Origin of the sequence: Bradyrhizobium sp. LTSP849, from assembly GCF_000938255.1 — a bacterium.
GTDB lineage: Bacteria > Pseudomonadota > Alphaproteobacteria > Rhizobiales > Xanthobacteraceae > Bradyrhizobium.
This window is the reverse complement of the sequence record NZ_JYMR01000001.1, coordinates 232930-247565: the sequence shown is the minus strand read 5'-3', so window position 1 is coordinate 247565 and position 14636 is coordinate 232930. Positions and strand designations below refer to the sequence as shown.

At 64.9% G+C, this 14636-nt stretch carries 14 protein-coding genes; 8 read left to right on the top strand and 6 right to left on the bottom strand.

The genetic code is table 11. The features are described from left to right. The 8 genes from UB31_RS01190 to UB31_RS01155 all read left to right on the top strand — a co-directional run. Positions 1-1038 (top strand): IS5 family transposase (locus UB31_RS01190; protein WP_245305927.1); only part of this gene is annotated, 1038 nt, incomplete at its 5' end. A 321-nt stretch (positions 1039-1359) separates the two neighbouring features. Then, entirely contained in the window at positions 1360-2223 is an 864-nt protein-coding gene (locus UB31_RS01185; protein WP_045009508.1) for an FAD binding domain-containing protein, read from the top strand. 12 nt (positions 2224-2235) lie between these two features. Continuing rightward, positions 2236-2736, top strand: a complete 501-nt coding sequence (locus UB31_RS01180; RefSeq protein WP_045009488.1) for a (2Fe-2S)-binding protein — start codon at positions 2236-2238, stop codon at positions 2734-2736. Then, the gene (locus UB31_RS01175) at positions 2733-5153 is read left to right on the top strand and encodes an aerobic carbon-monoxide dehydrogenase large subunit (protein ID WP_045009487.1); all 2421 of its coding nucleotides are present in this window, start codon (positions 2733-2735) and stop codon (positions 5151-5153) included. Before UB31_RS01180 ends, UB31_RS01175 begins: the two co-directional genes overlap by 4 nt. Positions 5154-5155: 2 nt before the next feature. Then, positions 5156-6022, top strand: a complete 867-nt coding sequence (locus UB31_RS01170) for an AAA family ATPase (protein ID WP_045009486.1) — start codon at positions 5156-5158, stop codon at positions 6020-6022. Then, positions 6019-7227, top strand: a complete 1209-nt coding sequence (locus tag UB31_RS01165; RefSeq protein WP_045009485.1) for a vWA domain-containing protein — start codon at positions 6019-6021, stop codon at positions 7225-7227. The genes UB31_RS01170 and UB31_RS01165 overlap by 4 nt, the downstream gene beginning before the upstream one ends. A gap of 11 nt (positions 7228-7238) precedes the next feature. Continuing rightward, positions 7239-8078: an XdhC family protein gene (locus UB31_RS01160; RefSeq protein WP_045003763.1), complete on the top strand. Its 840-nt coding sequence runs from the start codon at positions 7239-7241 to the stop codon at positions 8076-8078. A 9-nt stretch (positions 8079-8087) separates the two neighbouring features. Then, positions 8088-8546 carry an SRPBCC family protein gene (locus UB31_RS01155; RefSeq protein ID WP_045009484.1) on the top strand — a complete coding sequence of 153 codons (459 nt, stop codon included), beginning with the start codon at positions 8088-8090 and terminating at the stop codon, positions 8544-8546. Positions 8547-8662: 116 nt separating this feature from the next. On the opposite strand, the gene UB31_RS01150 is transcribed toward UB31_RS01155, so the two are convergent. The 6 genes from UB31_RS01150 to UB31_RS01125 all read right to left on the bottom strand — a co-directional run bounded on the left by UB31_RS01150 (position 8663) and on the right by UB31_RS01125 (position 14631). Continuing rightward, positions 8663-9697, bottom strand: a complete 1035-nt coding sequence (locus tag UB31_RS01150) for a D-alanine--D-alanine ligase family protein (RefSeq protein WP_045003760.1) — start codon at positions 9695-9697, stop codon at positions 8663-8665. After that, positions 9694-10722 (bottom strand): putative zinc-binding metallopeptidase, encoded by a 1029-nt coding sequence (locus UB31_RS01145; protein ID WP_045003759.1) that lies wholly within the window; start codon positions 10720-10722, stop codon positions 9694-9696. Before UB31_RS01145 ends, UB31_RS01150 begins: the two co-directional genes overlap by 4 nt. Before the next feature lie 139 nt (positions 10723-10861). Further along, complete coding sequence (locus UB31_RS01140) at positions 10862-11815, bottom strand: ribose-phosphate pyrophosphokinase (RefSeq protein ID WP_045004225.1); 954 nt, start codon at positions 11813-11815, stop codon at positions 10862-10864. Between the two features lie 193 nt (positions 11816-12008). Beyond that, positions 12009-12626, bottom strand: coding sequence for a hypothetical protein (locus UB31_RS01135; RefSeq protein WP_045009483.1), 618 nt, complete (start codon positions 12624-12626; stop codon positions 12009-12011). A 122-nt stretch (positions 12627-12748) separates the two neighbouring features. Next, positions 12749-13516 carry a peptidoglycan editing factor PgeF gene (gene pgeF / locus UB31_RS01130; protein ID WP_045009482.1) on the bottom strand — a complete coding sequence of 256 codons (768 nt, stop codon included), beginning with the start codon at positions 13514-13516 and terminating at the stop codon, positions 12749-12751. Beyond that, positions 13513-14631: a class I SAM-dependent methyltransferase gene (locus tag UB31_RS01125; protein ID WP_045003755.1), complete on the bottom strand. Its 1119-nt coding sequence runs from the start codon at positions 14629-14631 to the stop codon at positions 13513-13515. Before UB31_RS01125 ends, pgeF begins: the two co-directional genes overlap by 4 nt. Positions 14632-14636 lie beyond the last annotated feature (5 nt).

The window sequence follows — 14636 nt, the reverse complement described above, 5'->3', positions numbered from 1 at the left end:
GAGAGATCTGAAGAGGGTCTTGGGATGGCATATCGGCAGGTTGGGCAACCGAGCTTCGCAGATGCGCTGGCGTCGCGGCGTGGGAAAGGCGGTGCGGTGCTGAGGCGGATTTGCGAACTGGTCGATTGGGGGGCTGTGGAGCGCGTGCTGTGCGGCCTTCCGGAACCTGAGCGTGGCGCGCCGGCCTATCCTCGGCTGGTGATGTTCAAGGCTGTGCTGTTGCAGCAATGGTACGGGCTGTCCGATCCGGAACTGGAAGAAGCGCTCGATGACCGGGCCTCTTTCCGCGACTTCTGCGGCTTTGCGCTGGGCGACGAGACGCCCGACCATACGACGATCTGGCGCTTCCGCGAAGCTTTGCAGCAGGCCGGTCTGGACGAGACGCTGTTTGCCGAGATGCTGCGCCAGATCGACGCGCGCGGGCTGGTGCTGCGTCGAGGCACATTGATCGACGCCAGCCTGATCCCGGCGGCGGTGAAGCCGCCGAAGCCGCCAAAGGACCCGCTGCCGCCCGGCCCAGACGGGCGCGCGCCGAGCAAGCTGGTCAACAGCGAGCGCGATGCGGATGCGCGATGGACCAAGAAGGGTGGCAAGCGATACTTCGGCTACAAGGCGCATGTCGGTGTCGACCAGTGCTCGGCGATCATCCGTCGCAGTAAGCTGACCGACGCTGCGGTCAACGATACGGTGCCGGCCGATGAATTGATCAGCGGCGACGAGAAGGCGGTCTACGCCGACCAGGCCTATGACAAGCACGAGCGCCGCGCCGGGCTGGCTGCCCGGGGCATCAAGCCGCGGCTGATGTTCCGGCCCAACAAGCATCATCCCCTGACCGAGCGGAAGAAGCGCTTCAACGACGCCGTGGGACGCCGCCGCGCGCCGGTCGAGCAGGTCTTTGCGCGCCTCAAGGGCGTTTACGGCTGGGCGCGCGCTCGCTATCTGGGCTTGGCACGCAACCATACCCATCTGCGTCTTCTCTGCTTGGCCATGAACCTCAAACGATGGGCGGTGCTGTGTCCCGCGGGAGGTGTGGCGTGACTGCCGTAGCCCAACGCCATCGATCGGCCACGAAAACAAGGCCGTCTGCGTTCGCTCGCCATCCGAGGCCACACAAAAAAATGCCCCACATCGAGCCTCACTCCCGCACGGCCAATTAAGCAAAGCCCTCGCAGGCGGGAGAGGTTGCAGCGAGATCGCGGCTCTTACGTCGCCGACCCTGACGCAATTCGTGCGTTCCAACCCGCAACTCGTGCGAAATCTGCTGTTCCGTGCCCTAGCGATTGCGGCCCGCCCCGCCGGGGGAGACCGTCCCGCCAACGTCCGCGCCGTCAGCGCCAAGGACGATTGTGGGAGGTGATGATGATCCCGGGCTCATTCAGCTATCACCGGCCGGCGAGCGTCGCCGATGCCGTCAAACTCTTGACCGACCTCGGCGAGGATGCGCGGCCACTGGCTGGCGGGCACAGCCTGGTGCCGATGATGAAGCTCCGGCTCGCAACCCCCGCCCATCTGATCGATTTGCACGGCATCGCAAACCTCAAGGGCATCCGCCGCGACGGCACCAATCTCGTCATTGGCGCGATGACCACCCAGCATGATCTGCTGGCGTCCGACGAGATCGCCAGATCCGCGCCGATCCTGCACGAGACGGCGCTTCTCATCGCCGACCCGCAGGTGCGCTACCGCGGCACCATCGGCGGCAATGTCGCCAATGGCGATCCCGGCAACGACATGCCGGCGCTGATGATGACGCTGGGCGCGAGCTATCGCCTCGAAGGGCCGAGCGGCGCCCGCGACGTGCCGGCGGCCGACTTCTACCAGGGTGCCTATTTCACCGCGCTCGAGCCCGGCGAGATCCTTACCTCCGTCTCGTTCCCCGCACCAGTTGCCGGCCACGGTTACGCCTACGAAAAGCTCAAGCGCAAGGTCGGCGACTACGCCACCGCCGCGGCTGCTGTTGTGCTGACTATGGCAGGTGGCAAGGTCGCGAGCTGCGTCATCGGCCTCACCAATGTCCACGAGACGCCGCTGCTCGCGACCGACGCCGCCAACGCCGTGATCGGCACGAGCCTCGATCCGGCGACGCTAAAGAAGGCGGCAGCGGCAGCCTCGGCGATCATGTCGCCGGCCGCCGATGCCCGCGGGCCCGTTGAATACCGCAAGCATGTCGGCGGCATCATGGTGACGCGCGCGCTCCAGCGCGCAGTCGCCATCGCGAAATAGGGGAGAGGATCGATGGCAAAAACACATGTGACCATGAAGGTGAACGGCGCCGAGGTCGAAGGCCTCGTGGAGCCGCGCACGCTGCTGGTGCACTTCATCCGCGAGAATTTGCAGCTGACCGGCACCCATATCGGCTGCGAGACCACCCATTGCGGCGCCTGCACCGTCGATATCGACGGCATGTCGGTGAAATCCTGCACCGTGTTCGCGGTGCAGGCCGACGGCTCCGACATCATCACGATCGAAGGCATGGCCAATGCCGACGGCACGCCGTCGGCGCTCCAGGAAGGCTTTCGCATGATGCACGGCCTGCAATGCGGCTTCTGCACGCCCGGCATGATTGTCCGTGCGCATCGGCTGCTGAAAGAGAATCCGTCGCCGAGCGAGCCGGAAATCCGGATGGGCATCTCCGGCAACATCTGCCGCTGCACCGGCTATCAGAACATCGTCAAGGCAATCCAGTACGCTAGCGCCAAGATCAACGGCGTGGAATTCCAGGAGGCCGCAGAATGAATGACCTCACTCCCACGCGGGAACAACGCACCGCCGCGCTCGAAGGCATGGGCTGCAAGCGCAAGCGCGTCGAGGACATCCGCTTCACGCAAGGCAGGGGCAATTACGTCGACGATATCAAGCTGCCGGGCATGCTGCATGGCGACTTCGTCCGCTCGCCGCATCCGCATGCGCGCGTCACAAAGATCGACGACAGCGAGGCGCTGAAAGTGCCCGGCGTGCTGGCGGTCATCACCGCCGAGACGTTGAAGACGGTCAACCTCGCCTGGATGCCGACCTTGGCCGGCGACGTCCAGATGGTCTTGGCCGACGGCAAGGTGCTGTTCCAGAATCAGGAGGTCGCCTTCGTGGTCGCGACCGACCGTTATGCTGCCGACGACGGCATCAACAAGGTCATCGTCGAATACGAGCCGTTGCCGCCACTGGTCGATCCTTTCAAGGCGATGGATGCCGACGCTCCGGTGTTGCGCGAGGACCTCGTCGGCAAGATGTCCGGGGCGCACGGGCCGCGCAAGCACAACAACCACATTTTTGAGTGGATGGTCGGTGACAAGGATCTGACCGACGCTGCCTTCAGAAAGGCGGAGGTGTCGATCAAGGAGATGATCTCCTATCACCGCACCCATCCGTCGCCGCTGGAGACCTGCCAGTGCGTCTGCTCGTTCGACAAGATCAAGGGCGAGCTGACGATCTATGGCACGTTCCAGGCCCCGCATGTGATCCGCACCGTGGTGGCGCTGATCGCAAAGATTCCGGAGCACAAGATCCACGTGATCGCGCCCGATATCGGCGGCGGCTTCGGCAACAAGGTCGGCGCCTATCCCGGCTACATCTGTGCGGCCGTCGCCTCCATCGTCACCGGCAAGCCGGTGAAATGGGTCGAGGATCGCATCGAGAACCTCACCGCGACCTCGTTCGCGCGCGACTATCACATGACCACCGAGATCGCGGCGACCAAGGACGGCAAGGTCACCGGCCTGCGCGTCCACGTGCTTGCCGATCACGGCGCGTTCGATGCCTGCGCCGACCCGTCGAAATGGCCGGCCGGCTTCTTCAACATCGTCACGGGGTCTTACGACTTCCCGACTGCGCATCTGGCGGTCGACGGCGTCTACACCAACAAGGCGCCGGGCGGTGTCGCCTACCGTTGCTCGTTCCGCGTCACTGAGGCGGCCTATTGCATCGAGCGCGCCATGGATATTCTGGCGCAGAAGCTCAACATGGACCCGGCGGAGCTGAGGCTGAAGAACTTCATCAAGCCGGAGCAGTTCCCGTATCACTCGGCCTTGGGTTGGGAATACGATTCCGGTGACTACCACACCGCCATGCGCAAGATGATGGAGACCACCGGCTACGCCGCGCTCCGCAAGGAGCAGGCGGAGAAGCGCGCCGCCTTCGCGCGTGGCGAGACCCGCGACATCATGGGCCTCGGCGTCTCCTTCTTCACCGAGATCGTTGGCGCCGGCCCGTCGAAGAATTGCGACATCCTCGGCATTGCGATGTTCGACTCCTGCGAGATCCGGATGCACCCGACCGGCGCCGGGATCGCGCGGGTCGGCTCCAAGAGCCAGGGCCAGGGCCACGAGACCACCTGGGCGCAGATCATCGCAACCGAGATCGGCATTCCCGCCGACAACATCATGGTGGAAGAGGGCAACACCGACACTGCGCCTTACGGGCTCGGCACTTATGGCTCACGCTCGACACCGGTGGCGGGTGCCGCGATCGCGATGGCTGCGCGAAAGATCAAGGCCAAGGCGCAGATGATCGCAGCCTACAAGCTCGAAGTCCACGAGGACGATCTCGAATTCGACATCGACGGCTTCCGGGTGAGGGGCCTGCCGGAAAAATTCATGTCGATGAAGGATATCTGCTGGGCGGCATACAACTCAGTGCCGCCGGGCATGGAGCCGGGGCTGGAGGCGGTGAGTTACTACGATCCGCCCAACATGACCTATCCGTTCGGCGCCTATCTCTGCGTGATGGACATCGACGTCGATACCGGCGTGTACAATGTTCGGCGCTTCTACGCGCTCGACGATTGCGGCACCCGCATCAACCCGATGATCATTGAGGGCCAGATTCATGGCGGCCTCACCGAAGCCTTCGCGATCGCAATGGGCCAGGAGATCCGTTACGACGAGGTCGGCAATGTCGTCACCGGCTCGTTCATGGACTTCTTCATGCCAACCGCGGTCGAGACGCCGCATTGGGAGACCGACTTCACTGTCACCCCGTCGCCGCATCACCCGATCGGCGCCAAGGGCGTCGGCGAAAGCCCGAATGTCGGCGGCGTGCCGGCCTTCTCCAACGCCGTCAACGACGCGTTCTCGTTCTTAGGGTCCAAGCACATCCAGATGCCGCACGATTTCTGGCGCAACTGGAAGGCGGCAAAGGATCTGGGCGCGGTGGCGTAGCGATGAAGGGCCGTGACGAGATCGCGCAAGCTTTGGCCGCATCGGGATACATCGCCGATGCGGATCTCGCGACCGCGATCTCGCTGATGCAATTGCTGCGGCGTCCGCTGCTGCTCGAAGGCGAGGCGGGCGTCGGCAAGACGGAGGTTGCGAAGGCACTGGCAAAAGTGCACGCGACCGAGCTGATCCGGCTGCAATGCTATGAGGGCCTCGACCAGTCTTCCGCGCTCTACGAATGGAACTACCAGCGCCAATTGCTGGCGATCCAGGCGCATCGCGGGGCCGACAGCATCGAGGATCAGGTCTTCTCGGAAAAATACCTGCTCGAGCGTCCCTTGCTCGCGGCGATCCGCCGCGCGAAAGCGCCGGTGCTGCTGATCGACGAGATCGACCGCGCCGACGACGAGTTCGAAGCCTTCCTGCTCGAGCTGCTGTCCGACTTTCAGATATCGATCCCCGAGCTCGGCACCATTTCCGCCGTCACCATCCCGCATGTGGTGCTGACCTCGAACGGCACGCGCGAGCTCTCCGACGCGCTGCGCCGTCGCTGCCTCTATCACTATGTCGATTATCCCGATGTCGACCGCGAGGCCCGCATCATCCTGGCGCGGATCGCCGGTGCGAGCCCGTCGCTCTCGCTCCAGATTGCGCGCATGGTGGAGGGCGTGCGCAAGGAGGAGTTACGAAAAGTCCCGGGCGTCGCGGAGACGCTGGATTGGACGGCAGCTCTCGTCGGTCTCGACGTTCGTGATCTCCACGACGCGCCCGAGACCGTGCACGAGACGATGGTCTGCCTGCTGAAGACCCACGAAGATCGCGCGCGCGTCACGGGCGAGGTGACCCAGCGCCTGCTCGGGAAGGCCGCATGAGCTGCTGTGGCTCCAGCCCCGGATATGAGGACCTCAACGAGGTCTCCCGCCTCGTCTCGGCGAAGCTTGCGGCCTTTCTCCGCACGCTGCGCGATGCAGGCTTTCGCGTCGGGCTTGCCGAAGGGCAGGATGCGGCGACGCTGATGTCGGCTGGCTATGCGGTACGACCTGGCCTGTTGCGCGCGGCGTTCAAGCATCTGTTTTCGGCGCGCAAGTCCGATTGGGACAAGTTCGACGGACTGTTCGACGCATTCTGGCTCGGCAAGCGCGCACGCTCGCGCTCTCGTACCATCGGCGCGGCCCCGGGCGCCAGCAATCCGTCGCTGAAGAGCTTGCAGGACACGAAAGCAGAGCAGGGTGGCGGTCAATCCGCCACCGACCAGCTTCCGTCTTCGGACGATGCGCCGGACGGGCGCGCCGGCGAGGGCCGCATGGAAGGTGCTTCGCGTGCCGACAATCTCGCTGAGGTCGATTTCCGAAAGCTCGGCGATCCCGACCAGGTCGCGCAGGCCCATGAGGCGGCCGCCCAGCTCGCAAGGGTGATGCGCACGCGGCTGACTCGCCGCGATCTGGCGCGCCGGCGCGGCTACCGGCTCGATCTCAGGCGCACCATCCACCGCAACATCAGCCATGGCGGCGTGCCGATCGCTCTCGTGAAACGGCAACGCAAGGACAAGCCGCTGCGGCTCATCGTGCTGCTCGACGCCTCCGGATCGATGAGCATGTACACCTCGGTGTTCCTGCGCTTCATCCATGGCGTGCTCGACGAGTTCCGCGAGGCCGAGGCGTTCTTGTTCCACACGCGCCTTGCCTATGTCTCCGATGCGATGAAGGAAAAGGACGCCGGCCGCGCGCTCGATCGGCTCTCGATCATGGCGCAGGGCGCGGGCGGCGGCACGCGGATCGGCGAGTCCTTACAAACCTTCAACCGCTGGCATGCCGCGCGGGTGATCCATTCGCGCAGTTGCGTGATGATCGTGTCCGACGGCTACGAGACCGGCGATGCGGCGTTGCTCGGGCGGGAAATGGCGGCGCTGGCGCGGCGCTGCCGCCGCATCGTCTGGCTCAATCCGATGATGGCGTGGGAAGGCTATGCGCCTGAGGCGAGGGGCATCAAGGCCGCGCTGCCGCATGTCGATCTCTATGCGCCAGCCAATTCGCTGAACAGCCTGCGCGCGCTCGAACCTTATCTGGCAAAGCTCTAGAGGAGGCACCGATGACCGCTCACGTCGAAGTGCTGGATCTCGTGGCGCAGATGAAAGCCGCCGAGCGTGCCTTTGTGCTCGCGACCGTCGTGCGCACGGTGTCGGTAACGGCGGCGAAAGCCGGTGCGAAGGCGATCATCGCCGCCGACGGCACCATCGTGGCGGGGTGGATCGGCGGCGGCTGCGCCAAGGGCGCGGTGCTCAAGGCGGCGCGCGAGGCGCTCGCCGACGGGGAGCCGCGCATGGTCTCGGTGCAGCCGGAAAATCTGCTGGCCGAGCTCGGCGTCAGCGCGGGCGAGAGCCGCGACGGCATCCGTTTTGTCAGCAACATGTGCCCGAGCAAGGGCACGATGGATATTTTCGTCGAGCCGGTGCTGCCGCATCCCTCGCTCGTCATCCTCGGTGCGAGCCCAGTGGCTCTCTCGCTTGCGGCGCAGGCGCGCACGCTTGGCTACCACGTCACGCTCGCCGCGCCGGCCTCCGATCTCACGGCGCAGCCGGACGCCGATACGATGATCGATGGCTACCAGCTCGGCGATCTCAACGACGCCAAACGCTTCGTCGTGGTGTCCACGCAAGGCAAGGGCGACGAAGCCGCCTTGCGCGCGGCCGTCGCGACCAGGGCCGACTATCACGCTTTCGTCGGAAGCCGCCGCAAGATGGCGTCGCTGCGCGCAAAGCTGATCGCGGAAGGCGCGATAGCTGCTGCGATCGATGATTTCAGGGCGCCCGCCGGGCTCGATCTCGGCGCCATCACCCCGGAGGAGATCGCGATGTCGATCCTCGCCGAGATCACCCAGGAACGGAGACGCGGCCAGCGCGCCGCCAATCAGGCCGCAAGCAGAGAGTGAGAACCGATCATGCAGATGAACGACAGCCAGCGCATCCCGGCATCACGCAATCAGGTGTGGGCCGCGCTGAACGATCCCGATGTGCTGAAGCAGTGCATCCCCGGCTGTCAGTCGCTCGAGGTGACCGGTCCGAACGAGATGACCGCGACCGTGATCTTCAGGGTCGGTCCGGTGAAGGCAACGTTCGGCGGCAAGGTGACGCTGTCTGATCTCGATCCGCCCAACAGTTACCGTATCTCAGGAGAGGGCTCAGGCGGCGTCGCCGGCTTCGCCAAGGGCGGCGCGCTGGTGCGGCTGGAATCCGAGAGTGCCGACGTGACGGTGTTGCATTACGAAGTCGATGCGCAGATCGGCGGCAAGCTCGCGCAGTTGGGAGCGCGGCTGATCAATTCGACCGCGACGAAGCTGGTGGGGGAGTTCTTCAAGTCATTTGCCGACGTGGTGAGCGCGAAGGCCGAGGCGCAATAGGTCTCGTAGGGTGGGCAAGCGGAAGCGTGCCCACCATTCTCTATCGCAAACAAAGACGGTGGCACGGCGCTTCGCGCCTTTGCCCACCCTACGATATCCGTGCAAGCTGACCCAGCTCACCCCAGCGACACGCCCGCCTTGGCCCGGCTGATTCCGAGAGTCAGGATGCGCTGCAGGAGGTCCGGGTATTTGAGCCCGGCATGTTGAGCCGCCGTGGCGAACTCCTGGCTCTTGGCGATCTCGGGGTTGGGGTTGGCTTCGATGAAATACGGCGTGCCGTCGGCGGCAAGACGAAAATCGATGCGCGCGTAGCCGTCGAGTCCAAGTGCCCGGTAGATGCGCTTTGCAGCGCGCTGGATGCGCGCGGTGATTTCGGGCGCGAGGTCCTTCGCCGGCCCGTCGACGATGCCGACCTTCTCCTGATAGTCGGTGTCATGCTTTGCCTTTTCGGTGGCGATGTGCCGCGACCTACGCCCGCCCATGCTGCCGAATTTCAGCTCCCAAACCGGCAAGACGCGCAGCCGGTTGTTGCCGAGCACGCCGACATAAAGCTCTCTCCCCTCGATGAACTGTTCGGCGATGGCGGCGGATTCGACCCGCTCGTGGATGAAGGCGACGCGCTCCGCCAGCTTTTCGTCGGTGTCGACGATCGATGCCTGAGAGATGCCGAACGAGCCATCCATGTTCAGGCTCTTGACGATCAGCGGCAGCGCAAGGCGCGTCGGGCGTTTCACCTTGCGGCGCATCGGGAAGACGGCGAAGGCCGGCGCCGCGATCCTGCGGTGATGCACCAGCGTCTTGGACAAATCCTTGCCGCGCGCCAGGATCAGGCCACGCGGATTGCACCCGGTATAGGGGACCTTCATCAGTTCGAGATAGCTGGCGATGTGCTGGTCGTAGGCGACGTTGTTGTGGAATTCCTCCAGCAACGTGAAAACAATGTGCGGCTTGAACTCCTCGATCGCCTCGCGCACCGGCTTGATCTCCTCCTGCGCGCCGAGCGGGCGGACGTCGTGGCCGGCCGTGCGCAAGGTGCTCACCACGTCGTATTCGGTTTTCCACGTATTGACCTCCTGCGCGGTGTATCCGTCGGAGGAGTCCGGGGGCAGGAAGTCCGGATGCATCAGGACCAGAATACGGAGTCGCCTCATAGCGCGATCCATTTGCGCCGAGACGGGCCAAACAGCGCGTGCATCGTCTTGGCGGTCACAAGGACAGTGAAATCGAGAACGAGCTTCTGTTCGGGGCCGACGGCGCGCAGATCGAGCTCGCGGCAGCGGGAGATCATGTCATCGAGCACGGCATCGAGCGTGAGCTGGTTCTCGCCCGTCCACCGCGCGACCAATTGCCTGATCTGGGCGCGGTGGCGCCTGATCAGGGCCGAGGCCGGCTTTGAGCGGTGATGCCGTGGATCGGCTGAAAACAGCCGGGAGAGGTCGCGGTCGTAGGTCTTCGGCGGCGTGAAGGCGTAGAACGCCTGCTTCTTCTTGTAGTGCTCTTCGAGCGTCTGGCTGAGCCGCCCCAGCGTATCGACACGCTCTCGCGTCGTGATCAGCGGCCGCTTTCCCGCAATCTCGTTCATCAGCTCGTCGACATATTCGAGCTTCTTCAGCGCCGGCCATCCGGCATATCGCGTCCGCCAGTTCGAGCGTGGCCGCAGCCACACCGCAAAGGTCTCGGCGAAATCTTCGTCCGGATGGCTCTGCGCGTACCACAGCCGGAGATGCTGGACGTAACGCCGACTGGCCGGATTTGGCCGGTAGTAGCGCGGATAGTGTTTCGACGACGGGCCGAACAGCTGCTGCCAGCGCCGGCGGCGCTGCAGCTGGTAGCCGTGCTGCATGGCGTGGCCCGCTTCGTGACGGAGGATGGCCATGCATTCGCGCCAGGTTCCGCCCTCGACGTCGAACATCATCTTCTTCTCGAGCTTCATCAGGCGGGGATGAGCGAGATAGAAGGGAATGGCGATGCCGGGCACATCGCCCGGACTGAACCATTCGCTCGAGATCCATGTGTGCGGCCGCAGCCGGATGCCGCGTTCTTCGAGCTCTTCGTGGAGGGTGCTGACACAATCCTCGAGCCAGGTGCCTTCGATCGAAACCCTCAGGCTGCTGAGGCGCTGCTGGAGCAACTGCTCATCCGACAGCTTTTCCCAAGCAAATTTCCGTCGTGGCATCAGGTATCCAGAAGGCAGGGATGACTCGGTATCTGGATGATGTCATGGGCCGCTGCCGGCAACAACCCGCCCCTCGGTCGTGAGAGACTTAAGGGACGAGCTCCCTCGCCCCGCTTGCGGGGTGAGGCGAAGAAGAAACTCAGTCGAACAGGCTGGACACCGATTCTTCTGCCGCGGTGCGTGCGATCGCGTCGGAGATCAGGCTGGCGATCGGCAGCGTGCGGATGTTCGGTGCCTTGGTCACCGCATCCGTCGGCAGGATCGAGTCGGTGATCACGAGCTCTTTCAGCTTCGAGCCGGCGATACGGGCGGCCGCGCCACCGGAGAGCACACCGTGGGTGATGTAGGCGTAGACTTCCTTGGCGCCCTTGGCGATCAGCGCATCGGCCGCGTTCACCAGCGTGCCGCCGGAATCGACGATGTCGTCGATCAGGATGCAGGTGTAGCCGGCGACGTCGCCGATCACGTTCATGACCTCGGATTCGCCGGCCCTCTCGCGGCGCTTGTCGACGATCGCGAGCGGGGTGTTGATGCGCTTGGCGAGGCCGCGTGCGCGCGCCACGCCGCCGACGTCAGGCGAGATCACCATCGTCTTGGAGAGGTCGAACTTGTCCTTGATGTCGCGCACCATGATGGGCGCTGCGTAGAGATTATCGGTCGGGATGTCGAAGAAGCCCTGGATCTGGCCGGCGTGCAGGTCGAGCGTCATGACGCGGTCGACGCCGGCCTGCGTGATCAGATTGGCGACGAGCTTGGCCGAGATCGGCGTGCGCGAACCCGATTTGCGGTCCTGCCGGGCGTAGCCGAAATAGGGCAGCACCGCGGTGATGCGGCGCGCCGACGAGCGGCGCAGCGCGTCGGTGATGATCAGCAATTCCATCAGATGGTCGTTGGCCGGGAACGAGGTCGACTGGATGATGAAGGCATCCGAACCGCGGACGTTTTCCTGGATCTCGACGAAGATCTCCATGTCGGCGAAGCGCCGTACCACGGCCTTGGTCAGCGGCAGGTCGAGGCCCTGCGCGATGGCCTGGGCGAGAGCCGGATTGGAGTTGCCGGCGACAAGCTTGATGGAGCCGTTCTTGGCCGACATGGACGCTTCCTCCCGCGCTTTGCTGGACACGATGTTCAACATCAGAGACTACCCACTGGAAGCACGGTTACGACGGGCGAGGAAATATCAGGCCGAAGGCCGCACTGGCAACCCGGCATGCTACGTTTTCCCTTCGAAATCCCGAGTCGGGCCAACGGTTTGGCCGGTAGTTGGGCCCGTGGTTTAGCGGGGGTTATTGCTCGGCGTAGCCGAGCGCGGAGGCCCGCATGTCCGGTGTCGGCCCCGCTGGGGTCATGCTCGCCACGGCCGGTCCCCGCAGGCCCGGAACAGAGCCCGGCGCATCCGCCGGCGTTCCGTTGATCATGTTGGAAAGTCCGCTGAATCCGGCCTGGGCGATCCGCCGCAGCACGAGATCGTCGGCGGCCTGCCAGGGATCACGGCCGCCCTTCACCGCAGTCGGTTCCTCGCCGGTGAGGCGCAGCGCCCGCTGCTGGTTGGAATCATAGACGTCCCAGACCCAGGCGATCACGGTCTTACCACGCACCACCTGGGCGGAGAGGTAGCTGCGCACGCGGTAGGCAGCCGTCCCCTCACGGGAGACGACGAACAGGCTACGCAGCTTGGATTCGCTGTCGAGCACGCCGACCATGCGGTCGAACACCTGTGGCGGCGGCCCGTCGATCGATTCGAAGGCCACCGTCGCTCCGCTGCCGGCGGCCGGCGCCATCGCGTAGGAATTGCTCGCAGCACCTCCGCCGGCGCAGCCGCCAAGCGCGGTCGCAGCCGCCAGCAGCATGACCGCCAGCACGCGCGAACCTGCGCGGCGCAAGATGGATGACGCGTCCCTCATTATGGAGGGCAGCGATATCGTTAAAACGCATTAACGTCTAGGGCGGGGACGACACAGACCCGGGGCATTGCGGGGGCAATGTTTGTGCATCGCCCCGGAATGACACGGCGTTGCCTGTGTGTTCACCCCTCCAGCGCAATCGCGTGGATGTGCCGGCCGTAATCCGGCTCCTTGCGATGCACCGAGCGTCGATAGCTGAAGAAGCGATCGTCGGCATAGGTGTCCAGACCGAGATCGTCGATCATCAGGATGCCGGCGGCCTCCAGCCGTTTGCGGATGAAGCCGGCAAGGTCGAACATGGCGTGGCCTTCGCGGACCGACGGGATGAAGAACATGGCGTTCTCCGCATCCGCCTCGATGAAGCGCGCGACGAACTCGTTGCCGACCTCATAGCTGGCCTGGCGGATCAAGGGGCCGATCGCAGCGATGATGCCACTGCGTGTAGCGCCGAGTTTCTCCATTGCGAGAATTGTGGATTCCAGCACGCCGGTCAGCGCGCCCTTCCAGCCGGCATGGGCGCCGCCGATCACGCGCGCATTGGGGTCGACGAACAGCACCGGACCGCAATCGGCGGTGGAGACGCCGAGCGCGATGCCCGGCGTTTTGGTGACCAGCGCATCGCCCTTCGGCCGCGGCCCGCTCGGCCATGGAGCCTCTGCGACGAGGACGTCGGGCGAATGGATCTGGTGCAGGCTGAGGAAGCGCTCCGGTGCGACACCGACATGCTCGGCCATGCGGCGGCGGTTTTCCGCGACATGGGCCGGATCGTCATTGGAGCCGAGCCCGCCATTGAGCGCAGCATAGATGCCGCTAGAGACACCGCCTTCACGGGTGAAGAAGGAATGGCGCAAACCGGGCACTGCTGAGAGCAGCGACGAAGCAAGCGTCATGACGCGCCTCTAGCCTGTTCGAGATCGCTGAGGCCCGCGAGGCCGGTCAGCCGTGGCTCGGAGATGCCGAGCACCTTGAACATCGAGCCCATGCCGCTGCGCCCCGTATCGGTCAGGCGCTTCAGCGCCACGGAAATGTCGGTGGCGACGTCCGGCGCCGCCTTCTGCATCAGCGCGGCCGCGCGGGTGTCGATGCCGACGCGCTTGAGGAAATCGCCTTGCGTCACCGGCCCGTGCACGAGGGCGCCGACGTCCTCCGCCGCCCGCGCCAGCGCCTGGAAGTCGACATGGGCAGTGACGTCGGCCTGGCCCGGCGCCTTCAGGGGATCGGTGAAGGTGTGGCGCGCGATCGCCTGGAAGGTGTCGCCGGCATCGCTGCGCAGATGGCCGTAATCGATGATCAGCGCCGCGCCGTCCTGGTCGCGCACGCGCGTTGCGAGCTTCATGATCTCGGAATCGGGCCGCCATTCGAACACGGCGCCGACGGGCGCCGCGCGCACCAAAGGCGGCAGCAGCACGTCGAAGCGCGGCGTCGGTTCGGAGGCCGCGCCGAACTGAAGCTTGCCGTTGGGATCGATTTCGATCACGCGTTCGTGCCAGCCGTTCTCGCGTTTCACCATCTGGTGGATCGGCAGCACGTCGAAATATTCGTTGGCGAGGATGATGCTTGGACCTTCGGGCACGTCGTCGATGCTGTCGTGCCAGGCGATGTTGCGCACGCCCGACAGCGTCGCGCTCTGCCGGTCGCGCAGGATAGGGTTGACCTCGACCAGGTGGATATGAAGCGCCTGGTAGAGCGGCGGCAGCACGCGCAAAGCGCGCAGCGCGTCCGCCATCATGGTGCCGCGGCCCGGGCCGAGCTCGATCAGCCGCAGGAATTGTGGCGAGCCCATCTGCTTCCACACCGACGCGGTCCACAGGCCGAGCAGCTCACCGAACATCTGGCTGACCTCGGGCGCGGTGGTGAAGTCGCCCTCGCGCCCGAGCGGATCGCGCGAGACATAATAGCCATAGCGCGGATGCATCAGGCACAGTTCCATGTACCGCCAGACCGGCATGGGGCCCGAGGATTTGATCAGCGCCTTGATCTCGTTCAACAGCGGCGAGTCGGTCACGGACT